Below are 18056 nucleotides of genomic sequence, written 5' to 3' on the forward strand. Positions count from 1 at the left end.
TGGCTGGAGCGATATCACCGGATCGGCACGCCGGGCTTGGTGAATGAGGTCGAGCTCGGTGAGGAGTTCGACGAGGACGAACTTCGAACGGTATGGAGCGCAGGGCGCATAAGGCTCTTGACATCATCGAGTCCGTCGGCCTGTCGTGGCAGAACTGACGAGCCCTGAGGGCCATCTGATCGCACGCGGGTTCTGGGGCCCGAGGTACGAGCCGCCGCAGCAGATCGCTGACAAAGTGGTGGCTTTCCTCGCGGCGTTGGACGGAGTGGTTGGCGAGACTCTTCCGTGGTCGTCGGCGCGGCTCCCGGGCAGTTCGATCGCCGAGCCAGCGAACGCTCTGCGGGCGATATCCGAAGCGTTCCAACGCAACACCGACGCTCCGCATCTCGGGGTGACCCAGGCTTACGACGCGCGCGGAAAGAGGGTCGAGGACGTCTCGATCACGACGACTGTCGGCGGATACTCCGATTCCCCGAACGTGCGGAACGCCTTCGTGCTCAAGTGGCGTGGAGCCGATGTGGGGGCACTTGCCGTCCCGATTCTGCGCAGGCTCGTCTCGGTTCGGGACCCGGACTGGGCCGCGGTGACCTCGAGAACTCTCACGCGCGCTCTGGCCGAGGTGCGACCTGCGGGAAAGCCAGGTCCAAAGGTCGGCCATCTGACGTACCTTTCCGCGGGGAGGGCGCAGGCACTGCCGGGTGGCTTGGACGACAAACAACTGGAGACGCTCGACGACGGCGGCATCATCATCGGTTCGGGTGAGGGCGACGGCTTCCTGTCCGTGGAGGGAGCGACCGCCTTGCAGCGGAGGTTGTGAAGCTGAGAATGGCCCATAGACCACTCTCAGCTTCACAACTACCTCCGGAGCCGCGCCAGCGCGCTCGTCCCGTGATAGATCACGACCGCGGCGATGGTGCCCAGCGCGATGCCGGTGAAGGTGAGGTCGCCGAAGGTCAGGGTGAGGTTGCCGATGCCGATGACGAGGGCGACGGCGGCGGTGAACTGGTTGACCGGCTGGGAGAAGTCGACCCGGTTGTCGAGCCAGATCCGGATGCCGATCAGGCCGATGAGACCGTAGAGGGCGACCGTGATGCCGCCGAGCACGCCGGCGGGGACGGTGTTGAGCAGCGCCCCGAACTTCGGGGACAGCGAGAGCAGGATCGCGACGACACCGGCCACCCAGTAGGCGGCCGTGGAGAAGACCCGGGTCGCAGTCATGACGCCGATGTTCTCGCCGTACGTCGTCGTCGCCGAGCCGCCGAAACCGCCGGCGATGGTGGTGGCGAGGCCGTCGGCGAAGAGGGCCCGCCCGGTCTCGCGGTTGATGGAGTCGTCGCCGGCGAGGTGGGCGACGCTGCGTACGTGGCCGACGTTCTCGGCGACGAGGACGAGCACGACCGGCAGGAACATGGGCACGACCGACCAGGACACGGTCGGCGTGGTGAAGTCGGGGAGCCCGAACCAGGCGGCGTCCTGGAACGCCGAGGTGTCGATCTGGCCGGCGATCAGCGCGGCGACATAGCCCACGACGACACCGACCAGGATCGAGAGCCGCGCGACCAGGCCGCGGAAGGCGACCGCGACGATCAGCACGGTCGCCAGGGTGATCGCGGCGATCAGCGCCGCGCCGTTGTCCGGGTTGGCCGGGTCACCACCGACCACGTTGTTGGTCGCGGCCGACGCCAGGTTGAGACCGATCAGCGCGACGATCGCGCCGGTCACCACCGGCGGCATCAGCGCCTCGATCCAGCCGGTGCCGGTGACCATCACGATCACGCCGACCAGGGCCAGCAGCGCGCCGGTGACCAGGATGCCGAAGAGCGCTTCCCCCATCCCGCCGCCGCCCATCGCGGCACCGATCGGCGCGATGAAGGCGAACGAGGAGCCGAGATAGCTGGGCAGCCGGTTGCGCGTGATGAGCAGGAACAGCAGCGTGCCGACGCCGGAGAAGAACAGCGTCGTGGTCGGCGGGAATCCGGTCAGCAGGGGCACCAGGAACGTGGCGCCGAACATCGCGACCACGTGCTGGCCGCCGAACCCGATCGTCCGCGGCCAGCTCAACCGCTCGCCGGGCTTGACGATCGCCCCGTCCCGTACGTTCTTGCCGTCTTCGTGCAGGTCCCAACCGAATCGCATCTCGCACCCTCTTCAGCTCTCGTACGGCGCGATCCGCCGCCTGCCGAACGATAGGACCGATTGACGCGTGAACAAAGGCCGGACGCTCCGTAGTGTTGAGGACATGACGATCCGCATCGGAGTCCAGATCCAGCCCCAGCACGCCGACTACGACCAGATCCGCGACGCCGCGCGCCGCGCCGAGGAGATCGGTGTCGACGTGATCTTCAACTGGGACCACTTCTACCCGCTCTACGGCGAGCCCGACGGCAAGCACTTCGAGGCTTGGACCATGCTCGCGGCGTGGGCCGAGCAGACCTCGCGCGTCGAGATCGGCTGCCTGGTGACCTGCAACTCCTACCGCAACCCCGAGCTGCTCGCCGACATGGCCCGCACCGTCGACCACATCTCCGGCGGCCGCCTGGTATTCGGCATCGGCTCGGGCTGGTTCGAGAAGGACTACACCGAGTACGGCTACGAGTTCGGCACCGCCGGTGGCCGCCTCGACGCCCTCGGTGAGGCCCTCCCGCAGATCGAGGCGCGCTGGGAGAAGCTCAACCCCGCACCCACCCGCAAGATCCCCGTCCTGATCGGTGGCGGCGGGGAGAAGAAGACCCTGAAGTACGTCGCCAAGCACGCCGACATCTGGCACTCCTTCTCCGACGTGGAGACCTTGGAGCGCAAGCGCGGCGTGCTTGCCGGCCACTGTGAGGCGATCGGCCGCGACGTGAACGAGATCGAGATCTCGACCGCGGCCGACAGTGCGGAGGCCGCCAAGCCGCTCTACGACGCCGGTGCCCGGTTGTTCACCTACGGGGTCAACGGTCCCGACTACGACCTCAAGCCGCTCGAGGACCTCGTCGCCTGGCGTGACTCGGTCGACGCCTGACCGTTCACCGAGGTAACTCGGTCAGCATTCAGCCCGCGACGACCGTCCCCGAGGTCGCCTGCAGGTCCGCGTACGCCTTGGAGAGCTGCTGCGTCACCGGCCCGCGCTCGATCGGCCGACCGTCGAGCGAGACGACCGGGGTGAGCCCGCCCATCGTGCCGGTCACGAAGGCCTCGTCGGCCGTGTGGGCGTCGGTGAGCGAGAAGTCACCGACGTCCACCGGCAGAGCGAGGTCGGCGGCGAGCTCCAGCACGGTCGCGCGGGTGATCCCCTCAGGGCAGGCGCGGGTCGTCGAGGTGCGCAGCACGCCGTCGCGTACGTGGAAGAAGTGGGTCGCGTTGGTCTCGGCGACGAAGCCGGCGTCGTCGAGCATCAGCGCGTCGTCGGCGCCCGCGTTGTTGGCCTCGACCTTGGCCAGGATCGAGGGGATCAGGTTGTTGTGGTGGATCTTCGGGTCGAGCATGTCGGCGCGCGGGCGGCGCTGGGCCGCGGTGACCAGCGTGATCCCCGAGTCGTCGTAGACAGGGGACTTGAACTCCGCGAGCACGATCAGCGTGGGGCCCGACTGGTTGAGCCGCGGGTCCATCCCGGAGGTGACCTTCACCCCGCGGGAGAGCGTGAGGCGGATGTGGACATCGTCGCGCATCCCGTTGGCCGCCAGACACTCCCGGATCGCCTGGGTCATGAACTCGTCGGAGGGGATGTCGGAGAACGCCAGCGCCCGCGCCGAACGGCGGAGCCGGAGCAGATGCTCGGAGAGCTTGAAGATGCGTCCCTGGGTGAGCCGGAGGCCCTCCCAGACGCCGTCGCCGCCCTGGGCGAGCGAGTCGAACGGCGAGATCCGTGCGTCCAGCCGGTGGCTGAGCTCACCGTTGATCCAGACCTGGAGATCGTCGTTGCGGGGGTCGTAGGTCTGCAGCATCAGTCGCTCTTCTTGATATCGGTGGTCATGACATAGGGGGCGAGGCGATCGTAGTAGGGCTTGCAGCGCTCCAGCAGCGGCGCCAGTCGCGAGGGCAGCGGGTCGGCGGCGCCGGGGGAGGAGGCCGCGAATCCGGTCGATGCCCACACCCCTGAGTACCAGTGCGGCGCCCACACCCCGTCGGAGTCGCGGCGGCCGGCCGGCCACGACAGCATCGCCTCGTCGAACCCGATCCCCAGCGACTCGCACAGCCCGGTGAGTGCCGCGCGTGGCGAGGCCAGGATCGAGGCGGCATCCACGACAGGCCCGCCGAACTCCTCGAAGAGCGCCACCTGCTGCGGCAGCCCGAGGTCCTCGAGCGTCGGCTCCTCACGAACCTTGGCGTACGAGGTCAGCACCCGCTCCGGGTCCCGGACCAGGAACGCGTGCGAGAGCCCGGCGAAGGCGCCGTGGTCCATCTCCGGGAGCAGGTGGTGCGTCATGTGCTTCTGGTACTGCACCGCCGAGCCGACCGGACCTGCGGTGATCTCCCGGGCCACGACCCGCCAGTCGGTCGGCTGTGAGGCGAGCACGTCATCACGTCCGGGGTGGTCGAGGCCCGTGGCCGAGAGGTAGGCGGCGTACAGGGGCTCGTCGAGCACCGTGCAGTCCGGCCGGTTCTCGAACGAGCGCATCAGTGCCGTGGACAGATTCCGGGGTCCTGACCACATCGCGATCCGCACTGTCACAGCGACCAACGTATCGACCGTTCCAGGAAGTCTCCGGGATAACTATCGCGGGTGGCCCGATAGGGTGGCTTCCCATAGCCCGTTCGGACTATGTACGCTCGCCGTTCGCTCCACGCTCATCTGAAGGTCCCCCAACCCCAGGATCGCTGTGTCTGCCCCGAAGTCCCCCACCGAGCCGTCGCTCGGACGGATGGCCGTCCTCGACGCCGTCCGCCTCTTTGCCGCCATCGTCGTGGTGCTCTACCACTTCACGGCACGCGCCCATGACCCGTGGCAGGAGGGCACGGTCTCCTCGGAGTTCTTCCCCGACCTCTCCGACTTCACGGTCTTCGGGCAGTTCGGCGTCGACCTCTTCTTCATCATCTCGGGGTTCGTCATCCTGATGTCGGCGTGGGGGCGTGACGTCACCTCGTTCACGACCTCGCGGATCTCGCGGCTCTTCCCGGGCTACTGGGCGGCGGTGCTGCTCACCGCGGGTCTGCTGATGTTCGTGTGGGCCCCCACCGACAAGCAGGTCGAGCTGACCGAGGTGGGCGTGAACCTGACGATGGTGCAGACGGCTTTCTCGGTGCCGATGGTCGACGGCGTCTACTGGACGCTCTGGTTCGAGCTGCGGTTCTACGTCCTCATCGGGATCCTGATGCTCTTCGGGCTGACCGGGACCCGCGTGCTCGCCTTCGCGGCGATCTGGCCGACCGCCGCGGTGCTGGCCGAGGCCGCGGGCGCCGGGCTGCTCAGCGATCTGCTGATCGCCGAGTACGCCCCGATGTTCGCCGGCGGGATGGCGATCTACATGGTGGCGCGAGACAAGCGAAACCTGCTGGCGTGGTTGGTGCTGCTGCAGAACGTCGCCCTCGGTGCGGGCTGGGCCTCGCTCAACACCCGGGAACGGCTGATGGAGTGGACCGCCTTCGAGCCGCCGGTGATCTGGTGCGTGCTGGCCAGCCTGGCGTGCTTCGTGCTGGTCGCCCTGGTCACCCTCACGCCGGTCTCCCGGATCACCGGCAGCTGGCTCACCACTGCCGGCCTGCTGACCTACCCGCTCTACCTCATCCACCAGTACTGGGGCTTCGCGATCATCCGTCTGCTCCAGGACGACCTGCCGCGCTACGCGGTCCTGGCGATCGCCGTCGGCGCCTCCATCGTCCTCGCCTGGCTCATCCACCGGCTCGTCGAGCGACCGCTCTCACCGTTGCTCAAGCGTGGGCTCAAGCGCTCCTTCGAGTCGCTGGCCCATCAGGACGGACGTCCCCGGACCAAGCGCATCCCGGCCCCCGCTCTCACGCGGGCCGACTCGCCCGTGCGTGAGCGGGAGCCGGTCAGCTGAGCGATCAGGCCTGGTCGGCCGGCTCCAGGGAGATCGAGATCGAGTTGATGCAGAACCGGTCGCCGGTCGGGGTGCCGTAGCCGTCGGGGAAGACGTGGCCGAGGTGGGAGCCGCAGTTGGCGCAGCGGACCTCCACCCGGTCCATCCCGTGGGACTTGTCCTCGATGTATTCGATCGTGTCGCTGATCGGCTGGTAGAACGACGGCCAGCCGCAGCCGGAGTGGAACTTGGTGTCGGACTCGAACAGCTTGGCCTTGCAGGCCTTGCACGAGTAGATGCCCTTGGCCTCGGTGTCGGTGTATTCGCCCGTGAACGCCCGCTCGGTGCCCGCCTCACGCAGCACCGCGTACTCCTCAGGCGACAGCTCTGCTCGCCACTCCTCGTCGGACTTCTCCACGTTGTAACCCATGGTTGAAATGGTACGCCGCGGGCCTCAGAAGCCGGTGATGCAGTAGGGCGGCGGACCGCCGTCGGCCATCGCGGCCCAGGTCTCGATCGCGTCGGGCGACCCGGTGATCCGGCCGGCCGCCGCCAGGGTGCGGACGTCGACGCCACCGAGGTACAGGGCGCCGAGGGTGTCCGCTGCCAGCTCGACGGTGGGGGTGGCGTCGGTCCGGGTGACCTCGGCGGCGCCGTCCCTCACGGCGACCCGCCAGGCCCCGGCGGCGTGTCCGAGCGAGTCGTCGACGCCGAGGACGACCTCGCCCGCGGCGTACCAGGGTCGTGCCTGCAGAGCTGTCGGCACATCGAGCACCCGCATCCACAGCATGTCGTCGAGCTCGGCGCTCTTGACCGCGAACGGCTCGGCGAGCGCCCAGTAGAGCGGGTCCTGGATCGGTGCCTTGCGCCACGCGACCCGCTCGACGAGGTCGATGTCCGCGAGGAAGCGCCACAGCCGCAGGTAGGCCGCCGGGGTCAGAGCCACCAGATCGACGACCCGCGCCATCCGCAGTCCGGAGTCGTTGCGCTCGTCGGCGGTCTTGTAGATCGCGTAGCCGTCGGGAGCGCCGGAGGCGTCCAGGTGCAGCACGGCCCGCTGCTTCGACTCGCCCTTCGAGTCGCCGCCGAAGTCGTAGGCGCTGGAGAGCCACGGCTCGTAGAACTGTGGCCTGGTGACCGATCCGCGGGTGCGCTCCTGGAAGGTGCCGTAGATCGCGGCGACCGTCTTCCACGCCTCGGCCGGCTCGACCAAGGTCACCGAGCCGTCGTCCTCGGGGACCTCAGGACGGTAGCGGAACTTCGAGGTCACATCGACCTCCACCTGGCGCAGATGCGTGGCCGTGCCGAACCCGAACCGGCCGTAGATCGAACCCTCCGAGACGGTCAGCGCCGCCAGCGGCACCCCCGCCGCGACCGCGTCGGCGAGCGCGACGGTCATCAGCTTGCGCAGCAGCCCCTGGCGCCGGTGGGTGGGCGAGACGGTCACGTCGCTGATCAGCAGCGTCGGCAGACTGGCGCCCTCACCCACGTTGACCGGTGACGTCCAGGACGAGAAAGTCGCGACCGGGATCGTGGCGGAGGAGAACTCCGAACCCTCGGCCCATGCTCCTCGGGGAGTCACCGAGTCGTCGCGGATGTGGTCGCGCCAGACCTGCAGCCCGTCGTCGTTGCCTCGGGTCTGATGGAAGCCACGCCGCGTTGCTTCGTACCATCCCTTAAGCAGGGCCTCGTCCCCGTCCAACGGGTCGAGGCTGCGAAAGGCGAGACCGGGGTGCTCGAGCGCGCTCATGGTCCGAACGTACGCCGTCGAGCACCCCGATCTCGACTGGTTATTCCTCCGCCGGGCCCGTGGCAGTGGCCGAGGCGGGGGCAGGAACCGTGGCCGGCGCGACGACCGCCTTCCGCCGCCGGAGGAGCCAGATGGGCGCGATGAGGAGCAGGATGACCGGCGTCCATGGAAGGATCGCGCCGAGGGCGACCGCGAGCACCCGAGCCGATGCTCCGAGCGCGTCCCAGCCGGCGCTCAGGCCGGCCAGGAATCCTGGGTCGTCGGCGGAGCCACCGGGCCCGGCCCGGTCGATGCTCACCGTGATCGTCGAGAGCGAGGTCTGGTCCTCGAGGGCCGCCTGCTGGGCGAGCAGCGAGTTGAGGTCGGCCTCGCGTCGGGCGAGCTCGGACTCGATCGCGATGACATCACCGATCTTCTCGGCCCTCGAGAGGAGCGTACGTATCCTCTCGATGCTCGTCCGGGCGTTCTTCACCCGCACCTCGGTGTCGACGACCTCGGTGGTCACGTCGGTGGTCGTCGTGCTGGAGTCGACCAGGGTGGCGGTCTCCTCGAGGTCGGCCATCGCGGCGTCGAACGACTTCGACGGGATCCGGAGGACCATGCGGGCATGGCTCGGACCGTCGTCGTCGCTGTTGCTGGTCTCCTGCTCGGTGACCTGACCGGCGTACCTGTCGGAGATGTGCTGCACCTGCGTACGGGTCTTTCCGACGTCCTTCGCGCTGAGCGCGACCGAGCCGGTGGAGATGATCGACGCCTTCGTGACGGCCTGGTTCGGTGCCGCCGCGTCTGCGTCCTCCGCGGCCATCTCCGGTGCTGCCGCCTTACCGGCAGATGAATCGGTCAAGGACTCGACCGAGCCGGAGTCGGCGGAGGACCCGCCCGATCCGTCGGACCCGCCGCAGGCGCCGAGGGCGAAGATGCTGACGATGCTGATCACAAGGGCCGCACCCGAGATAGGCCTGACCTTTGCTGTTTTCATGCCTCTAGTACGCCCGGGGGCATGAAAACGGTGCGGGAGAGGGCTAGTTCCTTCGGGCCATTTCATCGGGCCATCTCCAGATCAGCTCGTCGCCGCAGCCGCCACGAGATCGACAGCCTGGGCCACGATGTCAGCCCGCATGTCGGCCAGCGGTTCACCGCTGGCGTCCCCATCGAGGACGGGTACGTGGATGTGACCCTGCTTGGTGTCCGCCCGGAGCGCGTCGCGGAGGGCGGTGGTGCGGTAGGCCGACTCGTTGGACAGGTAGTCACCGCCGCCACCGGCGACCGCCGTCGAGCCCGGCGTCGGGTCCTCCCGGGTGACCGGCGCGGTCGATCCGGCCGGGATCTCGGTGACGACCCGGTTGATGTTGACGGGGAAGGTGCCGGGCACGGCCGCCTTCATCGCCTCGACCGGCAGCGTGGTCCGGGTCCACTGCGGCTGCGGGTCGGCATGAGGAAGGTCCTCGGGGATCGGGATCGTCTCGTTGACGCTGACCCGGTCGTTGTCGGGGAAGGTGCCGCGATGGGCGCCGTTCCAGACCTCCAGGTCGAAACGGCCCGCGCGGCCCTGGCTGATGGTGATGGCGGTGTCCACGTCGCGCTTGCCGGGGATCAGGTGGGTCAGGAAAGCGCGCTCGACGATGCCCTGCGCGAACGGCTCCCACAGCACCGGGAACACCACGGTCTGGATTTCGACGGGACCCTTCGCCGTCTGTACGACGCGCCCGTCCATCGCCAGCGCCGTCGCCCCGGACGGGTTCGACTGGCGGATGTTGCGATCGAGGGTGAACGGGTCGAAGCCGGAGGCCAGCACCTGCCGTGACCGGCCGGACTCGTCGCGGGCGAAGGCGGTCGACTCGATCCCGCGCGAGCTCCGGTCGAAGGCCGCCAGCACCTTCGCCCGGGCGTCCTCGGACCAGGTCCGGTAAGCAGGAGCGACCCGCGCGATCTCCAGCTCGCCCGCGAGCCGGGCCCAGTAGAGCGGCCGGTCGTCCGCGCTTCGCACGGTCACTCCCTCGCTCGGCGCGAGCGGACGAGCAAGCTCGCCGCTCGACCTCGCTCCGGTCGTCTCGCTGCGCGGCAGGTCGCCACCGGCGTCGCCGCGGCCCTGCACACGGTCGACCGCGCGCTGCCAGAGGTCCTGGCCGGCGAGCCGTGCCGCGGCGGTGGCGGCCCTGCTGCTGCCGGCGTCGCAGACGGCCGTCCTCACCGCGCCGGCGACGTCGTCGAACCCGGAGCGGGCCAGGATGTCGGTCACCGTCGGGTCGGCGAGCCGGGTGTGCTCCACCCGGGTGTCGGGCGAGGCGACGGTCCCGCAGGCTGGGTTGGTGCTCGCGGTCGAAGGAGCTCCGGTGAGGCCGAGGGCGATGGCGGCGAGGGCCGCCGTGGCGGCGGTCAGTGCCGTGGTTCGAGTCGACATGTGGGGGTCCTCCGAGATCGTCGCGGTCGCCGTACGTTAGAGCGGATCATGCCGGTCTCAAGACGTACTGGCCAGTGAGTTGCGGATGTCGTCCGGGCGATTTCGCTGGGGGAGGGGCTTGGCGCGGGCTAGGTTGGCGCCATGGCGAAGACACCGGCGGCACATGTGCAGGCAGGCGAGCGCGAGGTGCGGATCTCCAGCCCCGACCGGGTGATCTACGAGGCGACAGACCGCACTCCCGAGGTCACCAAGCTGATGGTCGCGGAGTTCTTCGCGACCGTCGGCGACCCGCTGATGCGGGCGCTGCGCGATCGCCCGACCGCTCTGGAGCGCTGGCCCGACGGCTGGCGCGAGGGCATGAAGCTGGCCACCGGCCCCACCGACAAGGAAGGCGACGGCTTCTACCAGAAGCGCACACCCAAGGGTGCCCCCGACTACCTCGAGGACGTCGAGATCACCTTCCCGAGCGGACGCAAGGCGCGAGAGGTGTGCCCGACCGAGCCCGCGATCCCGGTCTGGTGTGCTCAGATGGGCACCCTCACCTTCCATCCCTGGCCGGTGCGCCGGGCAGACGTCGACCACCCCGACGAGCTGCGCATCGACCTCGACCCGCAGCCCGGCACCGACTTCGGCGACGCCAAGCGCGTCGCCGCGATCGCCCGCGAGACCCTGGAGGAGCTCGGCCTGCGTGGTTTCGCGAAGACCAGCGGCAACCGCGGCGTACACATCTACGTACGCATCCGGCCGGAGTGGACTTATCAAGAGCTGCGCCACGCCGCGATCGGCTTCGGCCGCGAGCTGGAGCGTCGTGACGGGGGAGTGACCACCGCGTGGTGGAAGGAGGAGCGTGGCGAGCGCATCTTCGTTGACTTCAACCAGAACAACCGGGATCGGACGATCGCCAGCGCCTACTCGCTGCGCCCCAAGCCCGGCGCTCCGGTCTCCACCCCGCTCACCTGGGACGAGCTCGCCGACCTCGACGACCCACGAGAGCTCAACCTCTTCACCGTCCCTGACCTCCTCGCCGACGGCGACCGCTGGGCGGAGATCGACGACGAGGCGTACGACCTCGGACCCCTGCTCGAGCTCTGGGAGAAGCTGCCCGGAGGGGAGCTGAACTTCCCGCCCGACTACCCGAAGATGCCCGGCGAGCCCCCGCGCGTTCAGCCGAGCAAGAAGGTCGCCTCCCACTGGGACGAGGACGGCAACCGGATCGACGACAAATGACAGAAGTGCCTGCTCAGCGCGGATCCCCCGATCGCACGAGCAGGCACTTCTCGTCCGCTGGATCCCCCCAGAACAGCGGACCCCAAGATCTTAGGGGAACGCGGGCCACAGCTGCCATGTAAAGCCGGTAACAGAGCGGTAACCTTTGGTGTGTTCGCCGTCACTTCCGTGGATTCAGAGGTAATGACGACGACACGCTTCACATGCCGCTGATTCCTTCGCCTTCGCCGGCCTGCTCGTCGAAGTTCTCGTGCTCGATCAGGTGCAGCACCGGGACGTCGAGGTGGCGGCGGGCCTGATGGGTCCAGTCGACGTGGAAGAACTCGGCGACCACGTGCGGTCGGGTCATGATGATCGCCTCTCGGCCATCGACCGCTCCGACCTTCGCGCGCAGTGCCTTGACCGGGTCCTGGACGAGCTCTCCGTGGGCGGAGGCTCCGGAGCTCTTCAGGACCTGCAGGGTCTGGGCGAGGGCCTTCTCGGCGCCCTCCCTGGCCTCCTCGCGCACCGCGTCGAGGTCGACCTCGTTCATGATCATGGCCGAGCCGAGATATTCGGCCGCGCTGAGTGTGCCCATCGCCGACTCGATCCGAGCGGCGGCGTCCTCCAAGGGCAGCAGCACGTGGTAGACCGGGTCCTCGACTCCCTCATGGAGGGAATGGACCCGGGTCGCGTCGTCGAGAGTGAGTGCCTGCTCGACCAGGAGTACGACGTCGTAGCTCATACCCCGACCCTAGCGGGATATGACGGTGCTGTTCAGCGGGGCACTCCGAGCACTTCCGCCAGCTCGTACGCCACGGGTTCCTCGAGCTGGTCGTAACCGCAGGACTCCGGGTCACGGTCGGGGCGCCAGCGCTTGAACTGGGCGGTGTGCCGGAACCGGCGTCCCTCCATGTGGTCGTAGCCGACCTCGACGACCCGCTCCGGACGCAGCGGGGTGAAGGAGAGGTCCTTCCCCTGCGACCAGCGGCTCTGGGTGCCGGGGACGCGGTCGGGGTTGGCGGTCAGCCACTCGCTCCAGCGGCCCCATGGGTGGTCCTCGATCGGCACGACCAGCTCCTGCAGCTCCTGCCACAGCTCGGCGCGTCGCGCGGCGGTGAAGGAGGCCGAGACCCCGATGTGCTGCAGCTCCGGCCGGCCGTCCTCCCCAGGGGCGTAGAGACCCAGCAGCAGGCTCCCGAGCAGCGGCGCCTCCGGGGTGGAGGTCTTGTGCTCGCGGTAGCCGGCGACGACCACGTCAGCCGTACGCGCGTGCTTGATCTTCAGCATCGTCCGCTTGTCGGGGATGTAGGGAGCGTCCAGCGGCTTGGCCATCACCCCGTCCAACCCGGCGCCCTCGAACCGGGTGAACCAGTCCTGGGCGACCTCGGGGTCGGTCGTCGTCGTGCATAGATGGACGCTGTTGGAGGACACGGAAGTGAAGACGTCCTGCAGCGCAGTGCGCCGTTCCGTCAAAGGTTCGTCGAGGAACGACCTGTCGCCCAGCGCGAGCAGATCGAAGGCCGCGTACGCAGCGGGCGTCTCCTCCGCCAGGAGATTGATCCGCGACTCGGCCGGGTGGATCCGTTGCTGCAGCACCTCGAACTCCAGCCGGTCGCCGATCGCCACGAAGATCTCTCCGTCGAGCACGATCTTCTCCGGCAGCGACTCGCGCAGCGCCTCGACCACCTCGGGGAAGTAGCGGGTCAGCGGCTTGGTGTTGCGCGAGGCCAGTTCCACCTCGTCGCCGTCCTTGAACACGATGCACCTGAACCCGTCCCACTTGGGCTCGAACGCGTAGCCGCCGTCTGTCGGCACGCCCTTCACGGGCTTCGCGAGCATCGGCTTGATGGGTGGCATCACGGGTAGGTCCACACGGCCACGATAGGTCAGCCGCAGGGCGACCGCCGCCTCATTCGGTGGGGTAGGTGATCCGTTCGCCGGCGCTACTCGGTGGGCAGGAGCACCGTGGACAGCATCACCCGTCGCTTGTCTGCCGCCTCGTGGAGGTAGGGAGCGATGAGCTCGTTGAATCCCTGCTGGATCCGGGTGAGGTCTTCCTCGTCCACGTAGAGCGCGCCCGTGCCGAACCCGAGGTGGCTGCGGATCGCCTCGCTCTGGCTCAGGGAGCTCTCGAAGGTACGGAGCAGCTCACCGATGAAGGCAAGGAAGCTGGCCCTGATCTGCTCATCAGAGAGCGTCTCCAGCTCGGCCTTCTCGACATGAGCCATCTGCTCGCCCAGCGTGTAGGTGCGCTCGACGGTGCCGCGGATCCGCCTCTCCGAAGCCACGGCGAGGACGCCGGCGTCGACGAGCGCGGCGATGTGTCGATACAGCGTCGCCTGGGGGACGTCTGTCATCAGCTCCCGCAGCTGGGCGGTGGTCAGGTCGCGACCTCCCACTGCCTGCAGGACCCGAAGTCGAACGGGGTGCGCCACGACCTCGGTGATATTGCCTTGCGACGGCATCGGCCCTCCATTATTCTCATTCTGAGAATGTTCTTGGTCTGATCATATTCTAGGAGACGACATGACGACCCTCGATGTCGAGGACCATCTGCTGACGCTCGCCTTTCCCGGCTGGGAGCGGCTGATGGTCGGCCGTGCGCGCTACTGCGTCGCTCTCGGTGCCATCGACTCGGTGGAGGTGATGTCGGGATGGAGCTCTGAGATCCTCGGCTGGCGTTCTGGCCCGGCGATATCCGGCTTTCGCAAGCTGGGCACCTTTCGGCACCCCGATGGCACCCGCAGGCTGGTCTCGATGACGCGTGGGCTGCCCCTGCTTCGGATCCGGTTGCGCGACCGGGAGGCCGGTGCCGGGTTCGACGAGCTGCTGGTCAGCACCCCGGAAGCCGCCGACCTGGCGGCGGAGCTCGACGCGCTGGCCCGGCCATGAGCGCTGCTGAGGCCGTGGGCATCGCGGCGAAGGAGAGTGAGGTGCTGTCCGGCCCGACCCTGCGTACCGAGGGCCTGGCCAAGTCCTTCGGGTCGATGCCCGCGTTGACGCGGGTCGATCTGATCGCCCGGCCAGGGCGGGTGACCGGCTTCATCGGTCCGAACGGCGCGGGCAAGAGCACCACCTTGCGCATCCTCACCGGACTTGCCCGTGCGGACCAGGGCACCGCGACCATCGATGAGGTGCCCTACGCCGCGTTGAGCTGCCCGCTCCGAGTGCTGGGGGTCGTCGGCGACCTGGCCGGCGCCCATCCGGGGATGACCGCCCGCGGACATCTGCAGACCCAGGCCGCCCTGATCGGTGTGTCCGGCAACCGGGTGGAGCAGGTGCTCGAGGAGACCGGTCTGCTCTCCGTGGCGCGTCGACGAGTCCGCAGGTTCTCGACCGGGATGCGGCAGCGGCTGGCGTTGGCGACGGCCCTGCTGGGACAGCCGGCCGGGTTGATCCTCGACGAGCCGACCAACGGGCTCGATCCCTCAGGCATCGTCTGGCTGCGCAGGCTGCTGCGAGCCTTCGCCGACGCAGGCGGGACGGTCCTGGTGTCCAGCCATGTGCTCACCGAGCTGCAGCAGGTCATCGACGACCTGGTGCTCATCGAGGGTGGCCGCACTCTCTGGGCCGGTTCCTTGAGCGACTTCATCGGCGATCACGCCTCACTGGAGGAGGCCTACCTGAGCATGATCGAGGAGGAGATGGCATGCGACAGCTGAGAGATGCGATCCGTGGCGAGGCGGTGCGACTGACTCGGACTCGGCTGCCTCTGTGGACACTGATCACCGCTGTGGCGTGCGGTGGTGGCCTCACCGGCCTCGTCGCACTGACCGGGCCGGAGAACACGACCCCGCCGATGCCTGGCCTGGACACGGTCGACGGCGTCTCCGGTGTCCTGAGCCTCCTCGGCGTCGCTCTCTTCGCGCCCGCCGTGATCGGCACGGTGGCGATCACAGGCGAGTTCCGGCATCGCACTCTGGCCACCACCTTTCTCGCGGTCCCGAAGCGTGGCCGCGTACTGGTGGCGAAACTGGTCGCCTACGGTGCGCTGGGCCTGGCGTACGGGGTGGTCATGGCGTGCACGGCGGCTGCAGGGATCTATGCAGGAGCCACCGTGCACGGGATCGAGCCGGGGCTCGGGCTGGGCGCCATCCTCGGCATCGCAGCGAGATATGGCGTCGCCGCCGCCATCTACATGCTGCTGGGAGTCGGCATCGGAGCCGTCGCGCGGCACCAGCTGCTCGCGATCGGGATCACTCTGGGTTACTTCTACTTCGTGGAGAACCTGATGATGATCCTCCCTGGCGGAAACGTCCTCTATTCCTTCCTGCCCGGCGGAGCCACCTCCGCACTCACCGGATCGACCGCGCTGTTGGAGATGATCGCGGCCGAGACGGGCCTGGACGGACCCGTCATCCAAGCGCCCCTGGTCGGGGCGCTCGTACTCCTCGGGTACGCCCTGGCTGCCTCGGCGTTGGCCGCCGCTGTGTCTCTGCGCCGCGACGTCGTCTGAGTCTGCGCGAAGACTCAGAGGTCAGGCGTCAGACTCCTGGGCTTCCTTGGCTCCACCCTCGAACGACCGTGACTCGCTGGCGTCACCCGATGCGGGTGTGGGGTGTGTGTCCACCCGCATCGGGCTCGAGGCGATCACCGCCGGAGACTCAGGCGAGTGCCTTTGCCTTCAGGGCGTCGAACTCACCCTGGTCGATGGTGCCGGCGTCGAGGAGGGCCTTGGCGCTGGCGATCTGGTCGGCCGGGGAGGCCGGTGCGGCCGGGCCGCCGGCGACCTTCTTGATGTAGTCGGCCTGGGCCGCCTCCAGCTCCTCGGCCTTGGCCCGCTGGCGCTCGTTCATGCTGCGGCCGCGGGCGATCAGGTAGATCACCGCGCCGACCCAGGGCAGCAGGACGAGGAGGACCGCCCATCCGGCCTTGGCCCAGCCGCTGAGCGATGTGTCGCCGAACAGGTCGAAGATGCAGCGGATCCAGACCATCAGTGCGGCGACCCAGATGAAGATCCAGAGCGTCCAGAGCAGCACGGTTCCGAAATCCTTCAATATGGCGTCCAAGACAAGCCCCTCTTCGTTTGATCCTGCACATGCAGGATGACCAGTGGGGGCGAGTCTGATCGCAGGCTACGGGTGCCGCTTCACCCGTATGGGGTGACTCAGTCCTGGCGGGAGCGGCGCCAGAACCCCCACGCCCAGGTGAGGAGCAACGCGCCGAGGATCGACCCGATCAGCCCGGTCGCGTGGAGATCGAGGCCGTTGCCGGTCAAGAGGCTGAGCCCCAGGCCACCGACGAAGGAGCCCAGGAGGCCCGTCACCACGGCGGTCGTCCAATCGATGTCCTTCATCGAACGACCGAGGATGAGCTGGGCCACGCCGCCGGCCACGATGCCGAAGAGGATGATCGCGAGGATGAGCATGTCGGCAACGTATCGCATCCAACCGCCTGGAATCGCTGATTCCGAGGCCAACACGTGACGAGCGTCGGCAAACCCCGGGATCAGGCCTCAGCCGCCGCCGACGGGTTCCCGAAGCGAGCGACCGAGCATCACGTCGCTGCTCTCCCTGCACGAGTCAGTGCGGTGAGCGAGACGTTCGCCGTCTACAGTTGTCCCGTGCGTTTCGGCGTACGTTCCCCGGTTGGTCTGCCGGCAGGGCCCGCCTGACTTTGAATCAGGACTAGCGACGTAGGTTCGACTCCTACCCGGGGAGCAGCAACCGCCCGAGGTCGTTTGACCTCGGGCGGTCGAGCAGGAGGTATCCCTAGGGATACGGGGAGGATTCACCGCATGGCTAGGTCGGCCGAGGGGTTGCTTTCTCAGATTGAGGAAGGTGCCCTCAGCAGCTCCACGCCTCTTGCCGAGACGTTGCGCAATTGTGTCGCACTGGGTGGAAGGGCGAACTCTGCCGAGTTGAGGGACTGGGCAAGACGTGAATTGGATGGCTACGAACCTGACGACGAGCTCCCGGGCTACAGGACGGTCGTCGCCCCGATCGTGATCGATGGCGCGACCCTCAACGCGATCTACACGGGAAAACGGATTGCCCACAGCGCTCTGCCTGAGTTCGCGCAAGAAGTCATCAAGGAAGAGGTCGAGATCCGCTACGGCGTCGCTCAACTTGAGCACATGGTGGCGGCCGCTGACGGTGGCATAGTCAGGCTCCAGCATCCCAAGATGCCTGATCTCGTGCGTTACATGAACCACCAAGCCCCCTATGGGCAGGCCATTCACGAACTCTACTGGGCCGTCTCTGATAACTCGGTGCTTGGCGTGCTCGACCGGACGCGGACGGTGCTCGTGTCGTTGGTGGCGGAAATGCGTGCGGCCGGGATCCATGGGGCGGACCTGCCTTCCCCGGAGGTGGCGACTCAGGCCGTGAACGTAGTCGTTCACAACGCTAAACGGAGCGTTTTCAACGTGACCACTGCCCACTCGACGGGGTCGAGTTCCGCTGTGGCACATGGCATCGAGGAACCGCACGGCGAAACCCAAGGCTCTCACATCCCCGGTTGGATACGAGGGCCCTGGGCATTCGCGGTCGGAGCCGCGACGATCGTCGCTGGCGTAGTTGGTGTCGCAGCATGGCAGGGGTGGAACCCAATCTGAGGTCACGCGTAGGGCGCTCCGGCCGCGCGCCGATGCACCTGAGCGCGACCCAACGGCGGCGTCAGCAGCGTCGGCGAACAGGGCGCGCCGCCGTCCTCGAGCACCTCTCACGTGCCGGCAGGGCCCGCTTGGCTTTGAACCAAGATTTAGCGATGCAGGTTCGGCTCCTGCCCGGGGAGC

At 68.2% G+C, this 18056-nt stretch carries 20 protein-coding genes and 2 tRNA genes; 10 read left to right on the forward strand and 12 right to left on the reverse strand.

The features are described from left to right. Nucleotides 1-145 precede the first annotated feature (145 nt). Nucleotides 146-817: a hypothetical protein gene (locus tag ABZZ22_RS15865; protein WP_354932964.1), complete on the forward strand. Its 672-nt coding sequence runs from the start codon at nt 146-148 to the stop codon at nt 815-817. 38 nt (nt 818-855) lie between these two features. Here the strand turns inward: ABZZ22_RS15865 and ABZZ22_RS15870 are convergent, their stop codons facing one another. Continuing rightward, nucleotides 856-2136: a solute carrier family 23 protein gene (locus tag ABZZ22_RS15870; protein WP_354932966.1), complete on the reverse strand. Its 1281-nt coding sequence runs from the start codon at nt 2134-2136 to the stop codon at nt 856-858. 103 nt (nt 2137-2239) lie between these two features. Between ABZZ22_RS15870 and ABZZ22_RS15875 the strand changes: the two genes are divergently transcribed. Then, entirely contained in the window at nt 2240-3004 is a 765-nt protein-coding gene (locus ABZZ22_RS15875) for an LLM class F420-dependent oxidoreductase (protein ID WP_354932968.1), read from the forward strand. Between the two features lie 28 nt (nt 3005-3032). Here ABZZ22_RS15875 and ABZZ22_RS15880 read toward each other — a convergent pair whose 3' ends face one another. Continuing rightward, the gene (locus tag ABZZ22_RS15880) at nt 3033-3926 is read right to left on the reverse strand and encodes an aminotransferase class IV (protein WP_354932970.1); all 894 of its coding nucleotides are present in this window, start codon (nt 3924-3926) and stop codon (nt 3033-3035) included. Next, a complete protein-coding gene (locus ABZZ22_RS15885; RefSeq protein ID WP_354932972.1) occupies nt 3926-4654 on the reverse strand; it encodes an HAD family hydrolase in 729 nt (242 codons plus the stop codon). Before ABZZ22_RS15885 ends, ABZZ22_RS15880 begins: the two co-directional genes overlap by 1 nt. 148 nt (nt 4655-4802) lie before the next feature. On the opposite strand from ABZZ22_RS15885, the gene ABZZ22_RS15890 reads away from it, so the two are divergent. After that, nucleotides 4803-5981: an acyltransferase gene (locus tag ABZZ22_RS15890; protein ID WP_354932974.1), complete on the forward strand. Its 1179-nt coding sequence runs from the start codon at nt 4803-4805 to the stop codon at nt 5979-5981. A gap of 4 nt (nt 5982-5985) precedes the next feature. Here the strand turns inward: ABZZ22_RS15890 and msrB are convergent, their stop codons facing one another. The 4 genes from msrB to ABZZ22_RS15910 form a co-directional block, all read right to left on the reverse strand. Then, entirely contained in the window at nt 5986-6390 is a 405-nt protein-coding gene (gene msrB / locus ABZZ22_RS15895) for a peptide-methionine (R)-S-oxide reductase MsrB (protein WP_354932976.1), read from the reverse strand. 24 nt (nt 6391-6414) lie between these two features. Further along, nucleotides 6415-7710 carry a GNAT family N-acetyltransferase gene (locus ABZZ22_RS15900; RefSeq protein ID WP_354932978.1) on the reverse strand — a complete coding sequence of 432 codons (1296 nt, stop codon included), beginning with the start codon at nt 7708-7710 and terminating at the stop codon, nt 6415-6417. Between the two features lie 40 nt (nt 7711-7750). Then, entirely contained in the window at nt 7751-8647 is an 897-nt protein-coding gene (locus ABZZ22_RS15905) for a DUF4349 domain-containing protein (protein ID WP_354932980.1), read from the reverse strand. Between the two features lie 123 nt (nt 8648-8770). Beyond that, the gene (locus ABZZ22_RS15910; RefSeq protein WP_354932982.1) at nt 8771-10111 is read right to left on the reverse strand and encodes a hypothetical protein; all 1341 of its coding nucleotides are present in this window, start codon (nt 10109-10111) and stop codon (nt 8771-8773) included. Between the two features lie 141 nt (nt 10112-10252). Here ABZZ22_RS15910 and ABZZ22_RS15915 point away from each other — a divergent pair, with 141 nt between their 5' ends. Further along, entirely contained in the window at nt 10253-11338 is a 1086-nt protein-coding gene (locus ABZZ22_RS15915) for a DNA polymerase domain-containing protein (RefSeq protein ID WP_354932984.1), read from the forward strand. Between the two features lie 199 nt (nt 11339-11537). On the opposite strand, the gene ABZZ22_RS15920 is transcribed toward ABZZ22_RS15915, so the two are convergent. The 3 genes from ABZZ22_RS15920 to ABZZ22_RS15930 form a co-directional block, all read right to left on the reverse strand. Continuing rightward, nucleotides 11538-12062 carry a hypothetical protein gene (locus tag ABZZ22_RS15920; protein ID WP_354932986.1) on the reverse strand — a complete coding sequence of 175 codons (525 nt, stop codon included), beginning with the start codon at nt 12060-12062 and terminating at the stop codon, nt 11538-11540. A 32-nt stretch (nt 12063-12094) separates the two neighbouring features. Then, on the reverse strand, nt 12095-13192 hold the full coding sequence (locus ABZZ22_RS15925; protein WP_354932988.1) for an ATP-dependent DNA ligase: 1098 nt from the start codon (nt 13190-13192) through the stop codon (nt 12095-12097). A 71-nt stretch (nt 13193-13263) separates the two neighbouring features. Then, a complete protein-coding gene (locus ABZZ22_RS15930; RefSeq protein WP_354932990.1) occupies nt 13264-13785 on the reverse strand; it encodes a helix-turn-helix domain-containing protein in 522 nt (173 codons plus the stop codon). 61 nt (nt 13786-13846) lie between these two features. Here ABZZ22_RS15930 and ABZZ22_RS15935 point away from each other — a divergent pair, with 61 nt between their 5' ends. The 3 genes from ABZZ22_RS15935 to ABZZ22_RS15945 are packed head-to-tail and all read left to right on the forward strand — an operon-like array spanning nt 13847 to nt 15776. Continuing rightward, nucleotides 13847-14212, forward strand: a complete 366-nt coding sequence (locus tag ABZZ22_RS15935; RefSeq protein ID WP_354932992.1) for a hypothetical protein — start codon at nt 13847-13849, stop codon at nt 14210-14212. Further along, nucleotides 14209-14982: an ATP-binding cassette domain-containing protein gene (locus ABZZ22_RS15940; protein ID WP_354932993.1), complete on the forward strand. Its 774-nt coding sequence runs from the start codon at nt 14209-14211 to the stop codon at nt 14980-14982. Before ABZZ22_RS15935 ends, ABZZ22_RS15940 begins: the two co-directional genes overlap by 4 nt. Next, nucleotides 14970-15776 carry an ABC transporter permease gene (locus tag ABZZ22_RS15945; RefSeq protein WP_354932995.1) on the forward strand — a complete coding sequence of 269 codons (807 nt, stop codon included), beginning with the start codon at nt 14970-14972 and terminating at the stop codon, nt 15774-15776. Before ABZZ22_RS15940 ends, ABZZ22_RS15945 begins: the two co-directional genes overlap by 13 nt. Nucleotides 15777-15924: 148 nt before the next feature. Here the strand turns inward: ABZZ22_RS15945 and ABZZ22_RS15950 are convergent, their stop codons facing one another. Both ABZZ22_RS15950 and ABZZ22_RS15955 read right to left on the reverse strand, forming a co-directional pair. After that, nucleotides 15925-16299, reverse strand: a complete 375-nt coding sequence (locus ABZZ22_RS15950; protein WP_354932997.1) for a PLDc N-terminal domain-containing protein — start codon at nt 16297-16299, stop codon at nt 15925-15927. Between the two features lie 128 nt (nt 16300-16427). Further along, on the reverse strand, nt 16428-16706 hold the full coding sequence (locus ABZZ22_RS15955) for a GlsB/YeaQ/YmgE family stress response membrane protein (protein ID WP_354932999.1): 279 nt from the start codon (nt 16704-16706) through the stop codon (nt 16428-16430). A 195-nt stretch (nt 16707-16901) separates the two neighbouring features. On the opposite strand from ABZZ22_RS15955, the gene ABZZ22_RS15960 reads away from it, so the two are divergent. From ABZZ22_RS15960 to ABZZ22_RS15970, 3 genes are all read left to right on the forward strand, one after another. Further along, nucleotides 16902-16980: transfer RNA gene (locus tag ABZZ22_RS15960), tRNA-Gln, on the forward strand. 77 nt (nt 16981-17057) lie between these two features. Then, nucleotides 17058-17876 (forward strand): hypothetical protein, encoded by an 819-nt coding sequence (locus ABZZ22_RS15965; protein ID WP_354933001.1) that lies wholly within the window; start codon nt 17058-17060, stop codon nt 17874-17876. 93 nt (nt 17877-17969) lie between these two features. After that, nucleotides 17970-18055: transfer RNA gene (locus ABZZ22_RS15970), tRNA-Gln, on the forward strand. Nucleotide 18056 lies beyond the last annotated feature (1 nt).

This window comes from Nocardioides sp. NPDC006273, from assembly GCF_040613495.1.
Lineage (GTDB): Bacteria > Actinomycetota > Actinomycetes > Propionibacteriales > Nocardioidaceae > Nocardioides.